The organism is Nocardia arthritidis (genome assembly GCF_011801145.1).
Taxonomy (GTDB): Bacteria; Actinomycetota; Actinomycetes; order Mycobacteriales; family Mycobacteriaceae; genus Nocardia; species Nocardia arthritidis_A.
This window is the reverse complement of sequence record NZ_CP046172.1, coordinates 5543061-5565326: the sequence shown is the minus strand read 5'-3', so window position 1 is coordinate 5565326 and position 22266 is coordinate 5543061. Positions and strand designations below refer to the sequence as shown.

General features: G+C 67.0%; 21 protein-coding genes. 10 read left to right on the top strand and 11 right to left on the bottom strand.

Features of this window, described 5'->3' with window-relative positions; all coding sequences use genetic code 11:
- Positions 1–62: 62 nt before the first annotated feature.
- Complete coding sequence (locus tag F5544_RS25010; RefSeq protein ID WP_167475444.1) at positions 63–881, bottom strand: SDR family oxidoreductase; 819 nt, start codon at positions 879–881, stop codon at positions 63–65.
- An 85-nt stretch (positions 882–966) separates the two neighbouring features.
- Between F5544_RS25010 and F5544_RS25005 the strand changes: the two genes are divergently transcribed.
- Positions 967–1617: a DedA family protein gene (locus tag F5544_RS25005; protein WP_167475443.1), complete on the top strand. Its 651-nt coding sequence runs from the start codon at positions 967–969 to the stop codon at positions 1615–1617.
- 7 nt (positions 1618–1624) lie between these two features.
- On the opposite strand, the gene F5544_RS25000 is transcribed toward F5544_RS25005, so the two are convergent.
- Entirely contained in the window at positions 1625–1990 is a 366-nt protein-coding gene (locus F5544_RS25000) for a darcynin family protein (protein WP_167475442.1), read from the bottom strand.
- A 314-nt stretch (positions 1991–2304) separates the two neighbouring features.
- Here F5544_RS25000 and F5544_RS24995 point away from each other — a divergent pair, with 314 nt between their 5' ends.
- The 7 genes from F5544_RS24995 (at position 2305) to F5544_RS24965 (ending at position 10124) form a co-directional block, all read left to right on the top strand.
- Positions 2305–3888 carry a sugar ABC transporter ATP-binding protein gene (locus tag F5544_RS24995; RefSeq protein ID WP_203217343.1) on the top strand — a complete coding sequence of 528 codons (1584 nt, stop codon included), beginning with the start codon at positions 2305–2307 and terminating at the stop codon, positions 3886–3888.
- Entirely contained in the window at positions 3885–5066 is a 1182-nt protein-coding gene (locus tag F5544_RS24990) for an ABC transporter permease (RefSeq protein ID WP_167475441.1), read from the top strand. Before F5544_RS24995 ends, F5544_RS24990 begins: the two co-directional genes overlap by 4 nt.
- A 28-nt stretch (positions 5067–5094) precedes the next feature.
- Positions 5095–6072, top strand: coding sequence for a substrate-binding domain-containing protein (locus F5544_RS24985; protein ID WP_167475440.1), 978 nt, complete (start codon positions 5095–5097; stop codon positions 6070–6072).
- Positions 6073–6126: 54 nt separating this feature from the next.
- Positions 6127–7119 carry an ArsR/SmtB family transcription factor gene (locus F5544_RS24980; protein ID WP_167475439.1) on the top strand — a complete coding sequence of 331 codons (993 nt, stop codon included), beginning with the start codon at positions 6127–6129 and terminating at the stop codon, positions 7117–7119.
- An 86-nt stretch (positions 7120–7205) separates the two neighbouring features.
- Positions 7206–8051: a TauD/TfdA family dioxygenase gene (locus F5544_RS24975; RefSeq protein ID WP_167475438.1), complete on the top strand. Its 846-nt coding sequence runs from the start codon at positions 7206–7208 to the stop codon at positions 8049–8051.
- Positions 8052–8142: 91 nt separating this feature from the next.
- Positions 8143–8763: a hypothetical protein gene (locus F5544_RS24970; protein WP_167475437.1), complete on the top strand. Its 621-nt coding sequence runs from the start codon at positions 8143–8145 to the stop codon at positions 8761–8763.
- Between the two features lie 143 nt (positions 8764–8906).
- Positions 8907–10124: an FAD-dependent oxidoreductase gene (locus F5544_RS24965; RefSeq protein WP_167475436.1), complete on the top strand. Its 1218-nt coding sequence runs from the start codon at positions 8907–8909 to the stop codon at positions 10122–10124.
- 68 nt (positions 10125–10192) lie between these two features.
- Here the strand turns inward: F5544_RS24965 and F5544_RS24960 are convergent, their stop codons facing one another.
- Both F5544_RS24960 and F5544_RS24955 read right to left on the bottom strand, forming a co-directional pair.
- On the bottom strand, positions 10193–11254 hold the full coding sequence (locus tag F5544_RS24960) for a serine hydrolase domain-containing protein (protein WP_167475435.1): 1062 nt from the start codon (positions 11252–11254) through the stop codon (positions 10193–10195).
- Positions 11255–11424: 170 nt separating this feature from the next.
- On the bottom strand, positions 11425–12627 hold the full coding sequence (locus F5544_RS24955; RefSeq protein WP_167475434.1) for a dipeptidase: 1203 nt from the start codon (positions 12625–12627) through the stop codon (positions 11425–11427).
- Between the two features lie 76 nt (positions 12628–12703).
- Here F5544_RS24955 and F5544_RS24950 point away from each other — a divergent pair, with 76 nt between their 5' ends.
- Positions 12704–13042 carry a hypothetical protein gene (locus tag F5544_RS24950; RefSeq protein WP_203217342.1) on the top strand — a complete coding sequence of 113 codons (339 nt, stop codon included), beginning with the start codon at positions 12704–12706 and terminating at the stop codon, positions 13040–13042.
- 3 nt (positions 13043–13045) lie between these two features.
- Here the strand turns inward: F5544_RS24950 and F5544_RS24945 are convergent, their stop codons facing one another.
- The 4 genes from F5544_RS24945 to F5544_RS24930 all read right to left on the bottom strand — a co-directional run bounded on the left by F5544_RS24945 (position 13046) and on the right by F5544_RS24930 (position 16287).
- Complete coding sequence (locus F5544_RS24945; protein WP_167475433.1) at positions 13046–14173, bottom strand: glycoside hydrolase family 3 protein; 1128 nt, start codon at positions 14171–14173, stop codon at positions 13046–13048.
- 148 nt (positions 14174–14321) lie between these two features.
- Entirely contained in the window at positions 14322–15134 is an 813-nt protein-coding gene (locus F5544_RS24940) for an inositol monophosphatase family protein (protein ID WP_167475432.1), read from the bottom strand.
- A gap of 116 nt (positions 15135–15250) precedes the next feature.
- Complete coding sequence (locus tag F5544_RS24935; protein WP_167475431.1) at positions 15251–15568, bottom strand: cupin domain-containing protein; 318 nt, start codon at positions 15566–15568, stop codon at positions 15251–15253.
- 176 nt (positions 15569–15744) lie between these two features.
- A complete protein-coding gene (locus F5544_RS24930) occupies positions 15745–16287 on the bottom strand; it encodes a dihydrofolate reductase family protein (RefSeq protein ID WP_167475430.1) in 543 nt (180 codons plus the stop codon).
- A gap of 252 nt (positions 16288–16539) precedes the next feature.
- Here F5544_RS24930 and F5544_RS24925 point away from each other — a divergent pair, with 252 nt between their 5' ends.
- Positions 16540–17073: a hypothetical protein gene (locus F5544_RS24925; protein ID WP_167475429.1), complete on the top strand. Its 534-nt coding sequence runs from the start codon at positions 16540–16542 to the stop codon at positions 17071–17073.
- A gap of 193 nt (positions 17074–17266) precedes the next feature.
- Here the strand turns inward: F5544_RS24925 and F5544_RS24920 are convergent, their stop codons facing one another.
- The 3 genes from F5544_RS24920 to F5544_RS24910 form a co-directional block, all read right to left on the bottom strand.
- Complete coding sequence (locus F5544_RS24920) at positions 17267–18850, bottom strand: exo-alpha-sialidase (RefSeq protein ID WP_167475428.1); 1584 nt, start codon at positions 18848–18850, stop codon at positions 17267–17269.
- Positions 18851–19019: 169 nt separating this feature from the next.
- The gene (locus F5544_RS24915) at positions 19020–19832 is read right to left on the bottom strand and encodes an MMPL family transporter (protein ID WP_167475427.1); all 813 of its coding nucleotides are present in this window, start codon (positions 19830–19832) and stop codon (positions 19020–19022) included.
- Positions 19829–22102: an MMPL family transporter gene (locus F5544_RS24910; protein WP_167475426.1), complete on the bottom strand. Its 2274-nt coding sequence runs from the start codon at positions 22100–22102 to the stop codon at positions 19829–19831. The genes F5544_RS24915 and F5544_RS24910 overlap by 4 nt, the downstream gene beginning before the upstream one ends.
- Positions 22103–22266: the final 164 nt, after the last annotated feature.

Below are 22266 nucleotides of genomic sequence, written 5' to 3'. Positions count from 1 at the left end.
GACAGCGCCCATTAGGCGATCCCCTTGGGTGGCAGCCGAACTCGGCCGCCACCCAAGCGTGGTCAATTCCCCTGCGCGGCAGCGGAGACATCCTGCCATTCGCGCCACTGCGCCAGCCGGGACTCGTAATCCGCTGTGGCGATGATCAAGGGCGCGGTGCCGAGGAACAAACGCAGCGGCGGCTCATCGGCGTCGACTACGGTCAGGATCGCGGTGCTGGTCGCGGTCGGATCGCCGGGGGTGAACCGGGTCCGCTGGGCCGCCCGCGCGGCGCGGGCCGGATCGTAGGCCGGGATCGGGGTGGCGTGCTTCGCCGACGGACCCGCCCAATCGGTGCCGAAGCCGCCCGGCTCGATGAGGGTCACGTGAATGCCGAACGGCGCGACCTCCTGCGCCAGCGACTGCGAGAACCCTTCCAGCGCCCACTTCGACGCGTGATACGCGCCGAGGTTCGCGAATGCGGAGATGCCGCCGATGCTTGAGACCTGGAGGATGTGCCCGCTGCCCTGTTCGCGCAGGATCGGCAGCGCCGCCTGGGTCACCCAGAACGCGCCGAAGACGTTCGTCTCGAACTGTGCCCGCAGCTCGTCCTCGCCGATCTCCTCGACCATCCCGAATTGTCCGTAGCCCGCGTTGTTCACGACGACGTCGAGGCGGCCGAACCGCTCGGCCGTCCGGCGGACCGCCGCGAAATCGCCCGCCCGATCGGTGACATCCAACTGGATCGGCAGGAATGTGTCCGGGTACTTGGCGACCAGGTCGTCCAGCGTGCCGACATCGCGGGCGGTACCCGCGACGCTGTCGCCGCGCTCGAGGGCGGCGCTGGCCCATTCCCGTCCGAATCCCCTTGAAACACCGGTGATGAACCAAACTTTGCTCATGTCGGCCACGGTAGTCACCTGGAGTGCACTCCAAGCAAGAATTTATCCTGCCGGGAACGTCGCCGCGATCGGTAGCGTGGGGACCATGGATTCGCTGCTGCATCGGATACTCGATATCGCCCCGGTGTGGGTGTACCTGATCGTCACCCTACTGGTCTTCGCCGAGGACGCGATATTCATCGGGTTCGTGGTGCCGGGCGAGACGGCGGCGGTGATCGGCGGTGTCGCCGCCAGCCAGGGACATGTACAGCTGTGGGCGATGATCCTGCTGGTGATCGCGGCGGCCATAATCGGCGACAGCGTCGGCTACGAGGTCGGCAAACATGTCGGGCCGCGCCTGCTGCAGGCCTCGATCTTGGACCGGCATCGCGGACGGCTCGATCGCGCAAGGGATTTCCTGGCCCGCTGCGGCGGATGGGCGGTGTTCCTCGGCCGGTTCACCGCGTTCTTCCGCGCCATGATGCCCGCGCTCGCCGGTACCGCGCGGATGCCGTATCCGAGGTTCCTGGCCTTCAACGCGGTCGGCGGAATCGTCTGGGGCGCAACATTCGTGGTGCTCGGATTCGTCGCCGGGCAGTCCTACGAGGCGGTGGCCAAGACCGTCGGCCGGGATATGGCCATCGGCGTCGCGGTGATCGTCGTTGTCGGGCTTGTCGTTTGGAAGGTTCGTGAGCGGCGCCGCGACCGGACGATCGAGGCCGAATACGCCGCCACCCACGAAATCCAGCGGTCCTAGCTCGTTTTCACGCCTCGACCGTGGCGAAGGTGTCGATACCGTAATTCTTGGCGTAGGCGTTCTCGACGCCGACCAGCAGTGCGACGATTTCGAAATACCGATCCCAGAACGGGGTTTCGCGCAGCGCCTCGATGACGAGCTCGTACGCGTGGTGGTCGCGCGCCTCCCACATCCAGACGTCGGTCACCTGCGCCGAATAGAACTCGGTGTCGAAGAACCGCGATCTGACATCCTTCGCCTTTTCCCTTACCGCCGGGAGGATTTCGGTGGTGAACGCCGCGATCCGCTCGTCGATCGAAAGTGCGAGCCACTCGGGTGTCGTCTTCACCAGCATGAACGCGGTGACACCCGCTTCGAAGGGCTCTGTCGTCATGATATTTCCCTTTCCCCGCTGAGATAGATCCGCCGGAAATCCGGCACGACTCGAGTCTCTGCCGCCCGGTGAGTTGCTGTCCACTGCAAACTTGACAACTATTGTTTGCGCGCAACGCAATTCAATGTCCGGTGGCTCGCGCGGCGGCAAAAAAATCGAGTCTCGAATCGTTGCCGCCGATACGCCTATGCTGTCGGGATATCGAATGAGATCGGCGTCACATCGGAGTGGGTGGCCGGTGGCGTCCGTCGGCGGGGTGAGGAGGCCGGCATGGCTCGGATCGGGCTGCTGGGCAACGGATTCGCGGGGATCCGATGACCGGTGTGGCAACCGAGCAGCGCACCGCGCTGCTCACCATGAGCGATATCGTCAAAACCTTTCCCGGCGTGCGTGCGCTGCGCGGCGTCGATCTGACGCTGCACCACGGTGAGGTGCTCGCACTGCTCGGCGAGAACGGCGCGGGCAAATCGACGCTGATGAACGTGCTCGCCGGGGTCTTCCCACCGGATTCGGGAACCATCGAGATCGACGGCGACCCGGTGCATCTGCGTTCGCCGAAGGATGCGTCGCGGCACGGCATCGCGATGATCCACCAGGAACTGAACCTGGTGCCGGAGCTCTCCATCGCCGACAATCTGTTCCTCGGACAGGAATTGCGCACCGCGCGCGGCACACTCGACCGGACCGCGATGGATGCGCGCACCCGCGAACTGCTCGCCACGGTCGGACTCGGCCTGCCGCCGCGCCGCCTGGCCCGGCATTGCCGCCTCGCCGAACAGCAGTTGATCGAGGTCGCCAAGGCGTTGAATCACCATCTGCGCGTGCTGGTGATGGACGAGCCGACCTCCGCGCTCGCCGAGGCCGAGACGCAGCATCTGTTCACCGTCATCCGGACGCTGTCCGCGCAGGGCGTCGGCGTGGTCTACATCTCGCACCGCATCGAGGAATTGGCGCAGATCGCCGATGTGGTGACGGTGCTGCGCGACGGGGCCAACGCGGGCACCCGTCCCATGGCCGGGGTGAGCGCGGCCGAACTCATCCAGCTGATGGTCGGCCGCCCGCTCGGTGAGCTGTTTCCCCGTCGGCCGGAACAACATTCGGACGGCCCGGTCCGGCTGCGCGTCGACGGACTCTCGACCAGTGGCAATACTGTTGCCCTGCAGGATGTTTCGTTCGAGGTGGCCGCCGGTGAGATCGTCGGGCTGGCCGGCCTGATGGGCGCGGGGCGCAGTGAGGTGCTGGAGGCGCTCTACGGGGCGGGGCACGAGGTCGGCGGCACAATGCGATTGAACGGCCGCCGCTACCGTCCGCGCGGCCCGCGCTACGCCATCTCCCGCGGTTTCGCGCTGGTCGCCGAGGACCGCAAGGCGCAGAGCCTGGTGCTGGGCAATACGGTGCGGTTCAACGCCTCGCTGGCCGCGCTCGGCCGTTATCTGCGGCCGTGGCGCACGGTCGACGTCGGCCGTGAACGGGCCGAGGTGACAACGCAATTGACCGAACTGCGGATCCGGGCCACCGGGCTGGCGACCGTGGTCGGCACCCTGTCCGGTGGCAACCAGCAGAAGGTCGTGTTGGCCAAATGTCTGCTCACCCGCCCGTCGGTGCTGCTCATGGACGAACCGACCCGCGGTATCGACGTCGGCGCGAAGGCCGAGGTGCACGCGCTGATGGACCGGCTGGCGACGGACGGCGCGGCGGTGCTGGTCGTCTCCTCCGAACTTCCCGAGCTGATCGGCATGTGCGACCGCATCCTGGTGCTGTGCGAGGGCCGGATCACCGGGGAATTCCACCGCGATCCCGCGCGTGGGGCGCCGTTCGACCAGGAGGCGATCCTCACCGCGGCCATGGCGCGGGCCGCGCACACCCTGCCCGCCGAGAACGACCAGGAGCTGCGATGACCGGCGACCGACTCAGGCCGTCACCCGACCGGACCACCGAGGACCTGCCCGGCGAGCGGCAGGCCCTGCCCGCCCGGATCCGCCTGACGCTGACCCGGCTGCTGCCGTATCTCGGTGCGGCCCAAGGCTATATCGGCCTGCTGCTGGTGATCGCGTTCGGCATCCTGACCAAGGGGCAGTACTTCTGGAATCAGACCAACCTCACCAACGCGATCACCGCGTTCTCCTCGCGTGGCATCCTCGCCGTCGGCGTCACCCTGGTGATCCTGACGGCGGGCATCGATCTGTCGGTCGGGTCGATCATGGGCATCGGTTCGATGACCGCCGCCATGCTGCTGGTGCACCAGAATCTCAGCCCCTGGTTGATCGTGCCGGCCAGTGCGGCGGTCGGCGCGGTCTTCGGACTGGCCAATGGCTTGGGCACCACGGTGTTACGGATTCAGTCGTTCGTCATGACGCTGGCCATGCTCTCGATCGTGCGCGGTATCGACCGGCAGGTGTCGGGCAATGTCGCGGTGGGGACGGCCGTCGCCGGCGAGAACGGGCAGCCGACCCGGCAGGCCGCCGCGTTCGCCCAGCTCGGCACGCCCGGCCACACCCTCTTCCAGGGCACCTGGCTGCCGCTGTTCGGCAAGGCCGGAATCGGTTATCCGGTGGTGGCTTTCATCGCCGTCTGCATCGTCTTCCAAATAGTGCTCACCAAGACCAGATTCGGCAGACATATCTATGCTGTCGGCGGAAATCCCACCGCGGCAAGGCTTTCCGGTGTGAACGTCACGCTGGTCGTGGTCGCCGTGTTCACGCTGTCCGGGCTGCTCGCCGGATTCGCCGGACCGATCGACGCCGCGTACAGCGCGTCGGCGGATCCGCTGGCGGGCACCGGTTACGAGCTCGACGCCATCGCCGCCGCCGTCATCGGCGGGGCGAGTCTGGCGGGCGGCAAGGGCACCGTCACCGGCACCTTCGTCGGGGCGCTGATCCTCACCCTGCTCGACAATGTGTTGGGGCTCAACGCGATCAGCACGAACGCGCAGCTGATCATCAAGGGTTCGATCGTGGTGGTCGCCGTTGTGCTGCAGCGGCCCGGATTCTTCCGCGGTATCGCCGAGCCCATCACACGGCGGTTGCGGCGGCAGGCCGCCGCGACCGCGCCCCCACCGTCCGAATCCGGGCCATAACAAATCCCTCTTCACACAGGAGTCGACAATGCTGATGCGTCGCTTCGCATATCTCACCGTGGCGCTGTGCACCGCGGCCGCGTTCGGTTCGGCCTGCGCGGCGAATCCGCCCAGCTCGTCGGGGCCGGGAAAGCAGTTCGTCATCGGCTATTCGCAGTCCAACAATGCCGAACCCTATCGGGCCCAACTGAATCTGCAGTTGGAATACTTCGTCAAGCAGCATCCCGACCTCAAACTGCTGCCCATCACCGACGCGCACCAGGACAGCGCGACGCAGGTGAGCCAGGTGCAGAACTTCATCCAGCAGAAGGTGGACGCGCTGATCGTCTCGCCGAACGAGCCCGCGCCGCTCACCGCCGCGGTGCAGCAGGCGTGCGCGGCGCATATTCCGGTGGTGGTCCTGGACCGCAGCGTGAACACCGACTGCTATTCGTCGTTCATCGGCGGCGACAACTACGACATCGGCAAGCGGGCGGGGCAGGCCGCGGTGCAGGCGCTGCCCAACGGCGGCAATGTGGTCGAACTGCGCGGCATCCTGTCCGATCAGCCGCAGGTCGATCGCGACAAGGGCTTCCGCGACGCGGTGGACGGCCACAACATCACCATCATCGAACAGCAGGAAGCCAAGTGGCTCAAGGCCAATGCCACCGCGACCATGCAGCAGTGGCTGGCGAAGGGCGACAAGATCGACCTGGTGTACGCGCAGAACGACGATATGGCGCTCGGCGCGGAGCTGGCCATACAGGGCGCCGGTAAGACCATCCCGGCCATCGGCATCGACGGCCTCGCCATCCCGACCGGCGGTATTCGCGCGGTCCAGAACGGCCAGCTGCTCACCACTTTCGTCTACCCGACCTGTGCCGAACAGGCGGCCGAGACCGTGGAGAAGCTCATGCACAACCAGGCGGTGGAGAAGAAGCAGGTGCTGCCGACCACCCAGGTGACCAAGGACAACGCCGCGCAGCTGTATCAGCAGTACGATATGTCCGGGAAGGTCGGGAAGTAGCGAATTACGTTGCCGGACGGGCTGGTTCGAGCAGGTCGACGCTAGACTGGCTCGATGTTGCGGGTTCGCTGCACCGTCGATGATCTGTTGCGGGTGTCGTTCGCCGAACATCCGGCGCCGCTCGCCGAGCTGACCTACGCGATGCAGATGTTGCAGCGCCGGGATCCGGATCCGGTGTTCGGGCCGTGGCGCCAGCGGATGGCGCATACGCTGCCGAATCAGGCGCGGCTGCTCACGCATCTGGTGTCGCCCAAGGGTGCGGGCCCGTTCTTCCTCGATCCGCCCGATTCCACGCTGGCGGAAGGGGTCGAGCGGGTGCTGTCCACGCCGCGCGCGGAGGTGGTGTCCGAACTCGAGCGGATGTGCTCGCTCGACCGTCCGCGCACGCCGTGGCTACGCAGGCTCGCCGAGAAGGACGGCGAGGCGTGGCAGACGCTGGAACAGGGGTTGGTGCAGGCGTACGGCGCCATCCTGGCCAACCGCTGGGAGAGCCTGCGCGCCGGTTTCTATGCCGAAATCGCCTGGCGCGCGCGAACACTCGCCAGACACGGGCTGCACGCCACGCTGACCGGCCTCAGCCCGGCGATCCGTTTCTCCGGCACGACCCTGGAGGCCGACTTTCCCCGCGATATCGAAATCACCCTGGCGGGCAACGGGATAACTCTGCAACCAGCGCTGGTGTGGACCGGCCATCCGTTGATCGACTACAAACCCGGCGAACCCCTCGTGCTGATCTATCCGGCGCTCACTCCGCTGCCGCTGCTCGGTGCGCCCGAATCCCGCGACGACCCGCTCACCGCCCTGCTCGGCGCGACCCGGGCGCAGGCGCTGCGCTCGCTCACCCGCGAACAGACCACCACCGATCTCGCGAAGGAATTGTCGACCACCATCGCGGCCGCGTCCCGGCAGGCGAAGACGCTGCGGCAGGCCGGGCTCATCGCCTCCTACCGCGACGGAAAAGCCGTGTGGCACGGGTGCACCCGGCTCGGCCTCGATCTGCTCACCTCACAGTCCGGCGTCTCGGATGCGGGAAGGTTTGCGTCCTGAGGTAAACCTTCGACCCCGTCGCGGAATCTCGGCATAGTTCCGTTGTCCGAGAAGAGGTCTCGCGCCGATGGTGACCGAGGTGGCGAATGGTGTTGCGCGACAGTGTCGCATTGGTGGGCGCGGTGGCGGACGGCTTCGACGACTGCCGGGTCGGGATACCGCCGTCGTTGGCTCGGCTGATGCGCCATCCCGTCGACTTCGGTGTCGCGGAACGGGCCCGCGCGGAGCTCACCGGCCTGCTCGAGCGATATGTGCACCGCAAGCCGGGCGTCGTCGTGCTGACCGGCGTGCCGACGGCGATCACGGTGCCCGCGCTGATGTGTGTGACGGGCCTGCTGGGTCGTCCGCGGCCGCACAACCGCGATGGCGACCTGATCGCGGAGATCGGTCGGCCGGAATGCGGGCACCGGTTGGCCACCGATGCCGCCGATGGACCGCGGCCGACACCGGATTATGTTGCGCTGCTGTGTGTTCGGCCGTCCAAAAGCGGGTGCGTGCTGGTGCACCTCGACGATATCGTCGCGGAATCGGCGCCGGGGCTGATCGGCGCGCTGCGCCGCCCGTTCCACTTCGACCGCAACGGTGATCAACGTCTCGGCGAGCTGTCGACGGTGCGCAAACCGATCCTGTTCACCCAGAACGGGCGGCCCGCCATCGCCTACCGGCGCGACCTCATCGAAGCGGGCCACCGGCGACATCGGATTCCGCCGTTGACGGATGCTCAGGTGTCCGCGCTCGACGGGCTCGACTCGGTGCTGTCCAGGCCGTCGATCCGGGTCGGGGGACGACTGCGCGCGGGCGAGCTCGCGATATTCGACAATCTCGCACTGCTGCGCGGCTGGACCGAGTTTCGGGGTGACTCGCGACAGTTATTGCTGCGCACGTGGATTCACGCCGACCCGGAACCGGCCAACCGGTACGCCCCGCGGTAGCCTCAACTGTGGTGGCTTGCACGGATCCGAGACAATTTCCGGCAATCCGCGTCGGGCGGTGATTCGCAAGCGTGCCAATATGATCGGGGCGGTGGAGACAGAGAATACGAAAGATCGTGCGGTGAACCGGCGTTCGGTCATCGTCGGCTCCGCCGCGGCGGCCGCCGGCGCGGGTGCGGGATTCATCGCCGGGAAGATCGCCGAGGCGGATCCGGATATCCCCACCGCGACAGGCTCGTTCAAGATCGTCGACAACCGGGGTAAGCAGCGGTTCCTGTTCGAGTCGCGCAAACCGCCGATCATCCTCGGCGGCAAGACATATCCGCCGGAGGCGCGGCACGGTTCGGTCGGCTCGTGCATGGTGTTCAACGACGAGAACGGCGACGAGAAAGGCGGTATCAGCGTATCGAGCGACAACGCCACCTTCGCGCTCGACTATCCGAACGGCGATGCGCTCCATTTGGAAGCCGCATGGGAAGGTAAACGAGGCGCCGCCTCGCTGAGCATGAACCACTTCGGTGATCCGACAGCGCCGATCGAGCAAGCGAAACACCCGCTGGGCGTTCGTCTCTACGCCTACAGCGAGGAAGGCGCCGGGCTCACCCTCTGCGACCCCCAGGGCCGCCCCCGAATCCAGCTCCGGGTGGCGATGGACGGCACCCCCTCCATCGTCTTCCTCGATGAAAAAGGTGCGGTGACAAAACAATTCTGACGACGGTTCGTCATCCGATGTAGGGTAGGGAGTCTTCTCACCGGAGCGTCCGCGCTCATGGGCTTCGGCCTCACCGATCGGTTTCTCGATGCCGGGTGGCATCGAGAAGGTGTGAATCACTTGCGACTTCGGTGAGGTATGTCTTGAACAGGCTCGAATCAAGTGTTTCGCGTGTCATCGTCATCGGGGCGGGGCTCGGTGGGCTTTGCCTGGCGCAGGGGCTGCGCCGCAGCGGGATCGATGTCGCGGTCTACGAGCGCGATACTTCCCTGACCGCGCGTGCGCAGGGGCATCGGCTGCACATCGATGCGCGCGGTCGGCGGGCGCTGAAGAAAACCCTGCCACCGCGGCTGTTCTCGCTCATCGCGGCCGTGGCGGGACGTCCGGCGCCGAGGGTGAGCGGTTTCGACGAGCTGCTGCGGCCGACCGGTGTGTTCGCACTGGATGATGCGGCGCTGGACGGGGATACGATGCCCGCGCACACCGTGATCGACCGGGAGCTGCTGCGGCGGATCCTGTTCACCGGACTCGACCAGGTCGTGCAATTCGGACGCCGGTGCGTCGGTTACGAATACGACGGAGCCGCCGTCGTCGCGCGGTTCGCCGACGGCGGTATCGCCGAAGGCACGGTGTTGGTGGGCGCCGACGGGGTCGGGTCGGTGATCCGCGCACAGCGGTTGCCGCACGCGCGGGTCGTCGATTCCGGGATCCGCCTGATCTACGGGCGGGTTCCGCTGACCGGGGAGATGCGTCGCGCGCTGCCGTCGGCGATGTCCGCTGTCTTCAATTCGGTTGTCGGACCGGATCATCGGTTCGTCGGCATCGCACCCGTGGAATACCGTGAACCGCCGCGGACGGCCGCGGCCCGGCTGGCGCCCGAGGTCGCGCTCGAACCGGTCGGGGACAGCCTCGCGGCGTTGTTCGGCCGCCGCCTGGACCGGCTCGGGTGCTCTGATCGGGACCTACGTGCGGCCTCGGGCGCGGAGCTGCGTCAACTGGTGCTCGGTCAGCTCGCCGGTTGGCATCCGTTCGTTCGCTCGCTGATCGAAAGATGGTCTGACGCAACGATTTATCCGATCGCCGTGCGCCAGGCCGTGCCTATCGCGCCGTGGCCGACTTCGAACGTGACGGTGCTCGGCGACGCGATCCATGCCATGAGCCCGGCGGCCGGGGCCGGTGCGAATATCGCGCTGCGGGATGCCGCGGAGCTCGCGGCCGCCTTGACCGAGGCGGCGGGCGGGCGCGAACTGTCTTGCGCGCTGGGCGATTACGAGCGCGCGATGGTGGTGGAAGGGTTCGACGCCGTGCGGCTCTCCGCGGCGAACGGGACCCGAACGCTCGGTGCGGATCCGTTGGCCTGAAACCGAATTGGGTTCTCCGAGTCGCGTCGCCGCCGCCGGGTTCTGCCTGATCGGGACGCGGCGGCCAGCTACGCGCTGACCGCCGCGTAGGCGGCCATCAGGATGTTCAGCGCACGGTCGTAGTCGTTCCACAGCACCTGATTCATCACGTAGGAGACGGTCATCCGGTGGTCGAAGTCGTTGAATACCAACGATCCACCCCAGCCGCCCCAGGAGCAGGTACGGTTCTCCAGCCGATAGCCCAAGCCCCAGCGGATCGGCTGCTTCAGTATGCGATCGACGCCGCGGTACTGCTCCTCGAAGACCCGCTCGCACCCGGCCCGCGACAGCAGCCGGACGCCGCCCGCCGCGCCGCCGCAGACCAGGATCGACTGCACCGCCGCCACCGAACGCGCGTTGCCGTGCCCGTTGATGGCGGGTATTTCGGCGCGGCGCCATGCGGGAGTGTTGGCATCGGATACCCCGACCGGGAATCCGTCCGGCCGGTCGCCGTCCGGCGCTGGGACCAGGCTCGCGACGCGATGATCGTGCTCGGCGGCCAACCCGATGTGGAAGTCGGCGCCGAGCGGACCGGCCACCTCCTCGGCGAAGAACGCGCCGATGCTGCGGCCGCTCACCCGAGCGATCACCTCACCGATCAGATAACCGAAGGTGATCGAGTGGTATCCGCCCGCACCACCCGGCTCCCACAGCGGCGCCTGCGCGGCCAGTCGCGCCGTCATCTCCGGCCACCGGTAAAGATCGGCGGCCGTCACCGGACGGTCCCAAACCGGAAGGCCCGCAGTATGTCCGAGCAGATGCCGCACCAGCACGTCCCGCTTCCCGGCGGCCGCGAACTCCGGCCAATAGACGGCGACCGGCGCGTCCAGCTCGAGCACGCCGCGATCGGCCAGGATCAGCGCGCACAACGCCACCATCGTCTTCGTCGTCGACCACACATTGACGATCGTGTCCCGCTCCCACGCGACCGTGCGCCCCGCATCCGTGTACCCGCCCCAAATGTCCACCACCGCTTCGCCGTCGACGAACACCGCCGCCGACGCCCCGACATCGACACCGTCCAACGACGCCGCCAACACCTCCGCAACCCCGCCGAATCGCTCGGCGCAGTGCCCGTGGATTTCCGCCATCACCGCAACGTATCCGCGCCCGACGTGCCGCCGCCACTCATTTCCGATGTCCGCGAATATGCCGATTGACAAGGTAATTCGCGATCGGCCTCGCACGCTGAGCGTCGATGGGGTCGCGGGATCGACGATGTGTTCGGCAGAGCAGCCGAACACTGTCCGGAAATTCGGCTCTAGGCCGGTGTCGTTCCGTCGAGTTGTTCGATGGTCGCGATGGAGGGGCGGCGGGTGCGCCGTAGGTCGCGGGCGACGTTCTCGGCGGCGCGGAGCACGCGAACGGCATTGTGCCAGGTCAGTTTTCCGATATCGGTGGCCGACCAGCCGCGGCGGAGGAGTTCGGCGATCAGGTTGGGGTAGCCGGAGACGTCATCCAGTCCGGTGGGCAGATAGGTGGTGCCGTCGAAGTCGCCGCCGATGCCGATATGGTCGACGCCGACCATCTCACGGAGATGATCGATGTGGTCGGCCACCGTCGCTACGGTGAGTGGCGGGCGCGGGTTGGCCGCCGCGAATTCCCGTCGGCACCGGGCCGCCTCCCGCGACCAGTCCAGCCAGTGAAAACCGTTGGCGCTCAGGTATTCATCCGCCCGCTCCTGCCACTCCTTACCGGCGGGCAGCAGGAAATAGCCGACGAAATTGGCCATCGCGATACCGCCGTTGGCGGGCAGTGTGGCCAGCACATCGTCGGGGATATTGCGCGGGTGGTCGCAGAGCGCACGTGCGCTCGAGTGCGAAAAGATCACGGGTGCTTCGGATATCGCGATGGCGGCGCGCATGGTGTCGGGAGAGGCGTGTGAGAGGTCCACCAGCATGCCGAGCCGGTTCATCTCCCGCACCACCTCCGCGCCGAATGCGGTGAGCCCGCCCGCTTTCGGCTCGTCGGTGGCCGAATCCGCCCACGGCACATTCTCGTTGTGGGTGAGCGTCATGTACCGGACGCCCAAACTGTGCAGGGCACGCAGGGTGGCGAGCGAACAGTCGATGCTGTGGCCGCCTTCGGCGCCCATCAGCGAGGCGATCCGGCCCGCGGCCCGCGCGGATTCCATCTCGTCGGCGGTGCACGCCAATCGCAATCGCTCCGGGAACCTTTCGGTCAGCGTCCGGACGAAATCGATCTGTTCGAGGGTGGCGCTGACGGCGTGATCCCCGGACCGATCGCCGGGCACGTACACCGACCAGAACTGCGCGCCGACCCCACCGGCGCGCAGCCGGTCGAGATCGGTGTGGAATCTGGCGCGCTGATCCGCCGCCGGATCGATGGCGTCGAGGTCGTAACCGGCGTGGATTCGCATGGCCCACGCGAGATCGTTGTGGCCGTCCACCACCGGGGTTTCGCGGAGGATGGCGTGTGCGCGATCGAGAAGGTGAGTTGTCACCACTCCGTTCTATATCCGCCCGGTCGGCGTCGAACAGCCCGCGAGCCGCGGAAAATCGGTGGCGAGATGTCGCGTCGTGCCGAATAGCTTGGGCGGCTGGCCTATTCGATTCCCGAGCGATCAACCGCCCGGTGACGAGGGACTGGCCATGGTGGCGCCGCCGCTGATCGACCTCTACAACTCGGACGCCGATCTGCCCTTCGCGCTCGCCACCGGACAGGCAGGCGATGTGTATCTATGCCATCCGTTCCTGATCCACGCGGCTCAGCGCAATCGCGCTGGCCGCCCGAAGTTCATGGCTCAACCGCCCCTGCTACTGCGCGAACCCTGCGTGCTCGACCGCGCGGACGGCGCGTATTCGCCTGTGGAGCAGGCGATTCGGGATGGTCTGGCGCTCGCGGGTCAGCGGCGGTGACACTCAGGGGAGGCCGGCGCGCAGGTCGGTGATGCGGTCGACGGCATCGGTGAAGGCGGTGCGGTCGAGTGTGCCGTTGGTGTAGGCGTCGGCGAGTGCCGTTGCGGCGTCATCGCCTTGGTTGATGTCGCGCGCCGAGCACAGGATGAGATCGACGCCCGCCGCGGCGGCGGCCACCGCCCGCTGACCGGTGGTGCCGAACGCGTCGAGCGATCCGGCCTCGAGCGCGTCGGTGATGGTGACGCCGCGGAAACCGTTGCGGTCGCGCAATTCCTGGTTCACGATCGTCGGCGACAATCCGGCAGGGCGGTCGGGATCGATGGCAGGGTAGACCGCCCAGGACAGCATGACCATTTTGACGCCGACGGTCGTGGCCGCCGGGTAGGGGAGTTCGTCTACGGTGTGCAGTTTGTCCGAACTCACCGGCAGGACAACGGGACCGAGGTCGGTGTTCTGTCCGGCGGGCGCCGAGCCGAGGCCCGGAAAATGTTTGGCGGTGGCGGCGACGCCGGTGGCCTGCTGGGCGGCGATGAACGCCGACCCGAGCGCGGCGACCAGGCCGGGATTGTCGCTGAACGAGCGTTCCGTGCGATCGATGAAGTTGCCCGCTGTGTCGAATACGTCCAGTACCGGGGCGAGATTCACGTTCATGCCGACACTGCGCAGGTTGCGGCCCGCACCCGTGCCCGCGTCGACGGCCGCGCCCACCGGGTCGGCGGATTCGCCGACCTTTTTCGCCGACAGCACCGGTTCGCCGGGCAGTCGGCGCACCCGGCCGCCCTCCTGGTCGGTCATCAACAGCAGCGGCTGATGGATCGGGCTCTGCGCCTGCGCCTCCCGCAGCTGTGCGACCACCCCCGCGATCTGGTCGGTGCCGGAGATGTTCTCCCCGAAGAAGATCACCCCCGCCGCCCGCCCCTCGCGAATCGCGTCGAACAGGCTCTGCGGCGGAGTGAGGCCCTTATACGAGTAGATCACCCGCTGCCCGGCCAACTGCCGCGGCGTCAGATCCGGTGGCCACGCCCCGGCCGGCGCCGCCAGAGACGCCGCCGACACCATCAGTCCCGCCAGCGCGACCGCCAAGAACCCGCGCCGCCGACCACGTCTGCCTGAGATAATCTGTTGCCGCATAACGGAACTCCCTCACAACGACTACTATGATGGTCGCTCATCCGGAGCCGTAACGCAGCAACTTCACCGAAACCGGCGGACACCACAGCCGGCCGCCGAGATAGCCTGCGCACCACCGCATCCTGTCCTGTCAGCGGTACGAACCCCGTCAGTTCCCTTCGCGCCCAACCACTTCCAGAACGGCCATGTGCAGCCGCCCGTTGGTGAACACGGCCGCGCCGCCGAAAATATCGCGCCCGCCGCGCAGATCACTGAACCGCCCACCGGCCTCCTCGACAATCGGCACTGCCGCGGCGATATCCCACGGACCCGCGGTGAGATGGAGGAAGACATCCGCCTGCCCCGCCGCGACGAGCATCGCCCCCTGGCAGGCACCAGACCATTTCGACAGCGGACCGCCGTCACCGCATCGAGCGAGCAGCGCGCTGGCCGCGTCGAGCCGGTCCTGCGGAACCCAGTCGGCAACCGGCCAGATCGCGACGGTGGCATCGTCGAGGGTCGGCGTTCCCGTCACCGTCAGCGGCCGATGCGGTCCGAGCTGTCCCGCCCGACAGGTGCTGATCCACGCACCCTCCGTGCGGGATGCCCACCAGCGGCGACCGAGCGCGGGCGCGCTGATCACACCGGTATGCACCTCGCCGTATTCCTCGACCGCGATGAGGGTGCTCCACTCGCGCCGCCCGGACGCGAAATTCCCTGTGCCGTCGATGGGATCGATCAGCCAGCGCCGTGTCGCGTCACCGTGGCCGCCGAATTCCTCGCCGACGACCCGGTCACCGGGATGGGCGGCGTCGATCCGGTCGCGTAGGGCCTGTTCCACCGCGTGGTCGGCCGCGGTGACGGGGCTGCCATCCGCCTTCGAATGTGTCGCCACCGCGCCTGCGGCGAAGTACCGCATCGAGATGGTGTCGGCGGCATCGGCCAGCCGCTGGGCGAGGGACAGGTCTGCCGTCGATATCACAGCTACCAGAGCATAGGCGGACGCAATGGTGTTGTGCGGGAACGGGTTCGCCGATGTCGAGCCCCGAAGGTTGATCGGCTGTCGGATAGGCTGAGCCGCAATATCTTTCGGCGCAGTCAGCTCTCCGGCGGTGTGAAGACGGCCACCACCCGCAGGTCCTCGCTGATGTTGTGGAAGCGGTGCGTGACGCCCGCCGGTACGTAGACGACGCTGCCGTGAACTACCTCGGCGGTCTCGGAGCCGACCGTGATCGTGGCGCGGCCGCTCAGCACGATGTACACCTCGTCCTCGGTGTGTGGGCCCTGCGGATCGGTGCCGAGGACATCGAGACCGTACAGCCCGGCCGACATGGTCCGCTCACGCAGAAACTCCAGGTAGGCAACGTCTTTCGCGTGGCGATCGGCATCGAGTTCGTCCAGCCGGAAGGCCTGCATATCATTCTCCCCACATTCGGTCGCCCCGCCGGGGGGCAGACGAAAGTATGCCGGATCCGGCTGCGCCATGCGGCACAACGCCTTTGAGGGCCGGGACTTCGCGAAGGGCGATGATCGGGACGGTGAGGCGCGGCAGACGATACGCTACTGATGGGCAAGCCGCGCCTCGTGCGTGACTACTTCACCCGATAGGTGAGCACCGCGAATTGACCCATCCTGTCGACGGTTTCGAGCCGGATACGCGAGGACGGGATACGGCGCGGCAGCAGCGGGGCGCCGCCGCCGAGGGTCACCGGGGCGATGCTCGCGATGATCTCGTCGAGGAGTCCGGCGTCGGCGAACAGCCCGACCAGTTCGCCGCCGCCCATCAGCCAGATGTTCTTATCGCCTGCCGCCCGCACCATCTCCGCGTGGACCGGTTCGACGGCGCCGGAGACGAACCGCACATTCGCTCCGGGGATCGCGGGCAGGTCGCGGTGGGTGAACACCCAGCACGGCAGATCGCCATACCATTTCGCCCAGTGGTCCGGTTCGTCGTTGGCCGCGATCCATTCGTAGGTGGTCGAGCCCATGCACATGGCGCCGACGCCTTGCACGAACGCGGCGATGGTCTCCTCGGCGCGCCCGTCGTCATCCACCTCGAACAGCCAGTCGAGGGAATTGCCCGAGTCGGCCAGGAAACCGTCGAGGGTGGTGGATGTGTAGTACTGAGTTGCCATGACCTCGATCGTTCCGAAAAAACCTGACACCAATTGTCAAGCTTTCCGATGTGATTCACGCCATCGCCGACGCATCGCATGATGCGAAGCCGGAATTGGGGAGGTCGCCAGTGCGCGAACCCGTTGTGGCGCGCGGGCGACCGGCATATCACTGAGGTGTCGCCACATCGGAAGAATCGTCATTCTCCTGACGAAAAGTGCTGGGCGCGTTGGTAATTCGACATAAGACAGCCTCATGGAAGGTGAAATATCATGCTGTGCAAATTCAGATCCCTGCTGCCGGTCGCGGTCGCCGCATCGGCCCTGGTGGCCGGTCCGGCCTTGGCGGCGGCACACGCCGACCCGCAGACGATCAACTCCTACGTCACCTCGTACGGCTACAACGACAACGACGACGGCAACGGCCACTACGGCACCGCCGTCATCTCGTATCCGCAGATCCACCAGCAGGCGACCGAGGATCTCGGCACCTACGACCGGCCGTCCACCTTTGCCACCGACAAGGACGAGTTCGCTCCCGGCACCATCATCTACGTGGCGAATGTGCGGAAGTACTTCATCATGGAGGACGGCTGCGTCGAATGCAGCGGCGACTGGAAGCAGCACAAGTACCGCGTCGACCTGTGGATGGGACCGGCGAGCATGCAACCGGAACCCGCCCTGGACAACTGCGAGGCCTCGATCACCGACCACTTCGACATCATCGTCAACCCGGATCCGGGCCTGCCGGTGGATACGAACCCGATGTTCTCCGACGGTCAGTGCACGGTGCACACCTATCCGTGAACAGGACGTGGCGGATTGTCGGCCGGCCAATATTTCTGAATGGTTGTCAACAAATAACCTGTGGTGCGAATATTTCGATTAATCGGAGATCGCACCGACCGGTCGGCAGAAAATCGCGGCCCTCGACAATCCAGCAGCGCGGACCCGGTTGCCCCAAAGGGAAACCGGGTCCGCGATCCAGCTATTTCAATAATCAGACGCGGCCGCGGCGGCCGTGCACATATTGCCCGGACGGACCGGACTTGGGTTCGGCGGCCCGTTCCTTGGGCGAACCTTTCGGATTCATCCCGAATACGCCGCTGAATACATCACTCGGATCGGCCGGGTCGTTGCTGGTCACCGCGAACAGCGGGCGGAACTTCCCGTGACCGACCACCGCGAGCCCCTCGTAGTCGCCGAGGAAATGACCCCAGGTCGCGTACGGCGCCTTCAACCAGTCGAAGACCGGGGAGATCTGCCGTTCCCCGGGGGTGGCCTCGTCGCCGCATCCGAAGGTGAGCATGAACTCGGCGGTCGGCACGGTCGTGGTGTCGCCGGGCTTCAGGTTGCGCAGATCCTTGTAGGTGAGGGCCACATTGCCGTCCTCGTCCACCACGATCGACGGGGTGAACGCGGGCGCGGTGGGCACCTGACTCATCAGGATCGGTTTGGTCCAGGTCGCACCGCCATCGGACGAGCTGACCAGCTCGATCTGGTCGTATTTGCCATCGCTGAAATCGCTGCCCTCATAGGTGGCGTACAACTTGCCCGACGTCGGGTCGATCGCCGCGCTGATCAGGTTCGCACCGGCCCGCAGGGCCTTGGTGGTGTCGGTCGGCGCGTTCGGATCCACCTCGGGGACCGAGGTATCCGGGGCGATCGCGGTCGGCTTGCTCCAGGTCTGGCCCTGATCGGTCGACTTGACGAAGGCGAAGTGCACGTCGGAGGTCCTGCTTCCGGTCGCGTCGGTGTAGGTGATCCAGTCGAAGAAGTCGTAGAGGACGTCGTTGTTGGCATCCGCGACGATGATGTTGCCGATGGTTTGCGTATTGGGCGTTACGCCGGTATCGACGAAGACCGCCGGTTTGCTCCAGGTCTTGCCGTGGTCGGTGGTGATCGAGATGAACGCGGGGCCGTTCAGCGTGGTCGCGGTCTGGTCGAGCCGGTCCCATACCTGGTAGGCGTAGCCCTCGTGGTTCGGGTCGGCGGTCACCGAATTCTTGTCGTTGCCGAATTCGGCCTGGGTGTCCTGGATGAGCGGCTGGATGTTCTCCCAGGTCTTGCCGTCGTCGGATGAGGTCGCCGCGACGACGCCGGTGCTCGGATCGCTGACGTTGAACACCAGGCCGCTGGAGTAGGCCACCCCGTCCGGGCCGTAGCTGACCCAAACATCGGATGCCCGTTCGTATTTCAGGCCGTGGTCGGCGCCGCCCGCGCAGGAGTCGAACGGCAGTACCCCCTTGGTGAAATGCTTGCCGTCGTGGCTGTAGCTGGTGCCGAGGCCGTGCGAGCCGCCCGCCGCCGACCAGCGGTCCTGCTGGTAGGACGCGATGGTGCGCCGCGGGTGTCGCGGGTTGACCGCGACCCACGGCTCGGCTTCCGAGCCGGTCGAGACCACCGCGCCGGTGCTGCCGCCGATGGTGCAGTTGGCGAAGAGGCTCGGGCCCGCCGAAACCGATTCGGCGGTTGCGCCGGTGGCCTCGAGGGCTTCGCTGTCGTCATCGGCGTATGCGGTCCCGCCGAGCGCGGCGACGATCGCCAGCGCCGCGCATATGGTCAGCGGTCTTTGGGGTTTCATCGGGGTACCTCCCTGAATTCGCGTGACCGGCGAATATTTCCGCACCGGCCACCGGAAAACGATAGGACCGACGACGCGCGATTCCCCAATTCCCCATTTCCATCGAATTCCCCATTTGTTGGGAAGCCACTGTGCAATTACCGGAATCTGTGAAAATCCTGGGAGGAATTCATCGGAATGTTCCGGAACACGAGTCCTGAATTTGTGGTTCGGCCGGATTATTCGAAATCCGGCCCGGCCACCAGTTCCACCGTCCGATCAGCAGCGCGATCGCCGGGATGGTGACCGTGCGCACCACGAGCGTGTCCAGTAGCAGCCCGATCGCGATGGTGAAACCGATCTGGGCGATATTGGTGATGTCGGAGAACATCAGCGCCACCATGGTGAGCGCGAAAACGATTCCGGCCGTGGTGATTACACCACCGGTGCGGGTGAGCGCCCTGGCGACGGCCGCCCGCAGGCCCGCATCGGGCGCGGCGCGCAGCTCGTCGCGCACCCGCGACATCAGCAGCAGGTTGTAGTCGGCGCCGACCGCGGTGAGCGCGATGAACGACATCGATGGCACCGTCCAGTGCAGCGGTTTGTCCAGCAGGTGCTGCCACAGCAGCACGCTGAGCCCCAGCGCCGCCAGATAGGACAGCAGCACGGTCCCGAAGACGTACAGCGGCGCGACCAGGCTGCGCAGCACCACCGCGAGCACCAGCAGGATGAGCACCGATGCCGCCGCGACGATGGTCGCCAGGTCGCGGATGGACATGGTCCGCAGATCGGCGTAAGTGGCTGCGAGACCGGTGGTTTCGATCGTCGCGGTGGACAGCGGGGTACGTCCGGCCGCGGCTCGCGCGGCATCGGTCACCCGCTGTGCCAGCCCCATGCCCTCGGCGCTGAACGCATTCGCCTTGCCGATCACGATCATTCGCGCGGAATGTCCGTCGGGGGAGAGGTAGTACTTGGACGCGACGGCCAAATCCTGGTTGCTCATGGCGAACTGGGGAGGTTGAAGCCGCCCGCATCCGGCGCGATGGTCTGATTGTCGCGCAGTTCGCTCAGATAGCCGACGGCCTGATCGAGTCCGGCGGGCAGTTGGTCGTATACCTGGGTCATCTGGGTGACGCCGTCGCGCACCTGGCCCGTTCCGGTGGCCAGGGCGTCGGCGCCGGTTCTGGCCTGGCCGATGCCTGCGCCGAGATCGCCGATGCCCCGGTTCAGCCGGGCCTGACCGTCGGCGAGCGCCGCCGAACCCGTCTGTGCGGTACCGATTCCCGCTCGCAGCTGGGCGATTCCGTCCGCCAGCTGGGCGTGGCCGTCGGACAGCGCGTGCACGCCGTCGCGCAGGCGGCCGAGCTCACCGACGGCGGCGCCGACCGAACTGCTGTCGAAGGCGGCGAGCGCGGCCTGGGCGGCGGCGCACAACGGCGTTGTCGCGCAGTGCGGATCGCCCGCGACGAGCGCCCGCAGGCCGTCGATGGCGGACAGCGGACCCTGGACCGGAGCCAGTGCCGCATCCACGCCATTGGCCAGTTCGGCACTGCCCGCGCGCAGGCGTTGGGCCCCGGAGTCGAGGTCGGCCGCGCCCGCGGCGAGACGGTCGATACCGCCCGCCAGGGTGCGCGATCCGTCGACGAGTTGTGCCGAACCCTGCCCGGCCTGCGCGGAACCGGCCGCGAGACCGCCGAGGCCGGTGGCGAGCGCCTGCGCGCCGTCGTTCAATTGCGTTACGCCGCCGGACAATTGCTGCACCTGCGGTCGCGCCGCGGCGAGTTGGCTTGCGGCCGAACCGAGTCGGTCGCTCACCATGCCGATCTGCGTGGTGACCGCCGCCTCCGGGATCGGGACGCCGAGCGGCCGGGAGACCGACCGGACCGAGGCGACGCCGGGCAGCCGGGAGATCTCGGTGGCGAGCGTTTCGATCGCGGCGTAGTCGCGGGAGGTGCGCATATCGTGGTCGGACCGGATCAGCACGAAGGTCGGCAGCAGTTCGTTGGCGGGGAAATGCGCTGCTGCGGCGGCATATCCGCGATTGCTCGGCGTGCCGGACGGCTGGGTCGCGCGTTCGTCGTAGCTGATGGCCAGCGTCGGCGCGATCGCGGCGAGGACGGCGATCACGGCGAGCGATGCGGCGAGCATCCGGGCGGGATGGGCGGTGATTGCGTCGGCCAGTCGCTGCCAGTACCCCGCGGTGCCGCGGCCGGTGGGTTCGGCGAGACCGCGATCGGCGGCGATCATCAGCAGCGCGGGCGTCAGCGTCATCGCCGCGACCATGGTGACGAGCACGCCGACCGAGCAGGGGATGCCGATGGTGCGGAAGACCCCGATCCGGGTGACCGTCATCGCCGCGCAGGTGAGCGCGACGATGAGGCCGGAGGCGAGGATGATCGGCATGATGCGGCGGTAGGCGGCCCGGTATGCCTCGCGCGGGGGCAGCGCACCGCGCCTGCCCTCGTGGTAGCGGCTGATCAGGAAGATCGCGTAATCGGTTCCCGCACCGAGGATCATCGCCGACAGCAGCGCCACCGAGAAGATCGATGTCGGCAGTCCGTTGGCGCCGAGCAGCGAGACGAGTGGTCGCGCGGTGCCGAGCGCGAGCCCGATGGTGAGCAGGGCGACCATGGCGGTTGACAGCGATCGGTAGGTCACCATCAGCAGCACGGTGATGAGCCCGACGGTCAGCAGGGTGATGATGGCGAGCGCGTGATGGATTCCGTCGAGTTCGTCGGCGAATGTCGGTGTCGGCCCGGTGATGTCGGCCGACAGACCGGCGGGGCGCGGCACCGACGCCACCGCGGCGCGCGCCGCGTCGAGCGAGCGGGCGGCCTGAGTGGTTCCGGTATCGCCCGCCAGCCGGATCTGCGCGTACACCGCCTTCTTATCGGCGCTGACGACCGATCCGGCGGTGACCGGGGACGACCACAGATCCATCACGGATTCGACGTGCCCTCGGTCGGCGTCGAGCGCCGCGACGACCTTGTCGAAGTAGGCGTGGTCGGTGTCGGTGAGCGGATCGGTGCGGGTGAGCACCAGGTAGGCGGTGCCGGATCCGGTGGACTCGTGGAACTGCTTACCCATCTCCAGCAGCACCCGGGCGGCGGGCGTATCCCGCGGAATCATCGGGGTGGAGTGGTCGAAGACCGTCGATTCCAGTTGCGGCACGGCCAGATTCAGTATTCCCGCCGCGAGCAACCAGATCGCCACCACCACGTAACGGAATCGCAGCACGAGTGTGCCGAGTCGGTCCAATAGGCCGGTTCGCATCCGGTGTCCTCTCTTGCCGCAATGTTGCGAAGATCCTAGGCGAGGAGGGAGTTTCGGGGCCGAGAGCCTCCTAAATGCGGAGGTACGCCTATTGCCGCGCACAACGATCGCGACGAACCGCACCGATGCGAATGCGGAGCGGTGAAGTGATCGCGGGCAGCGGA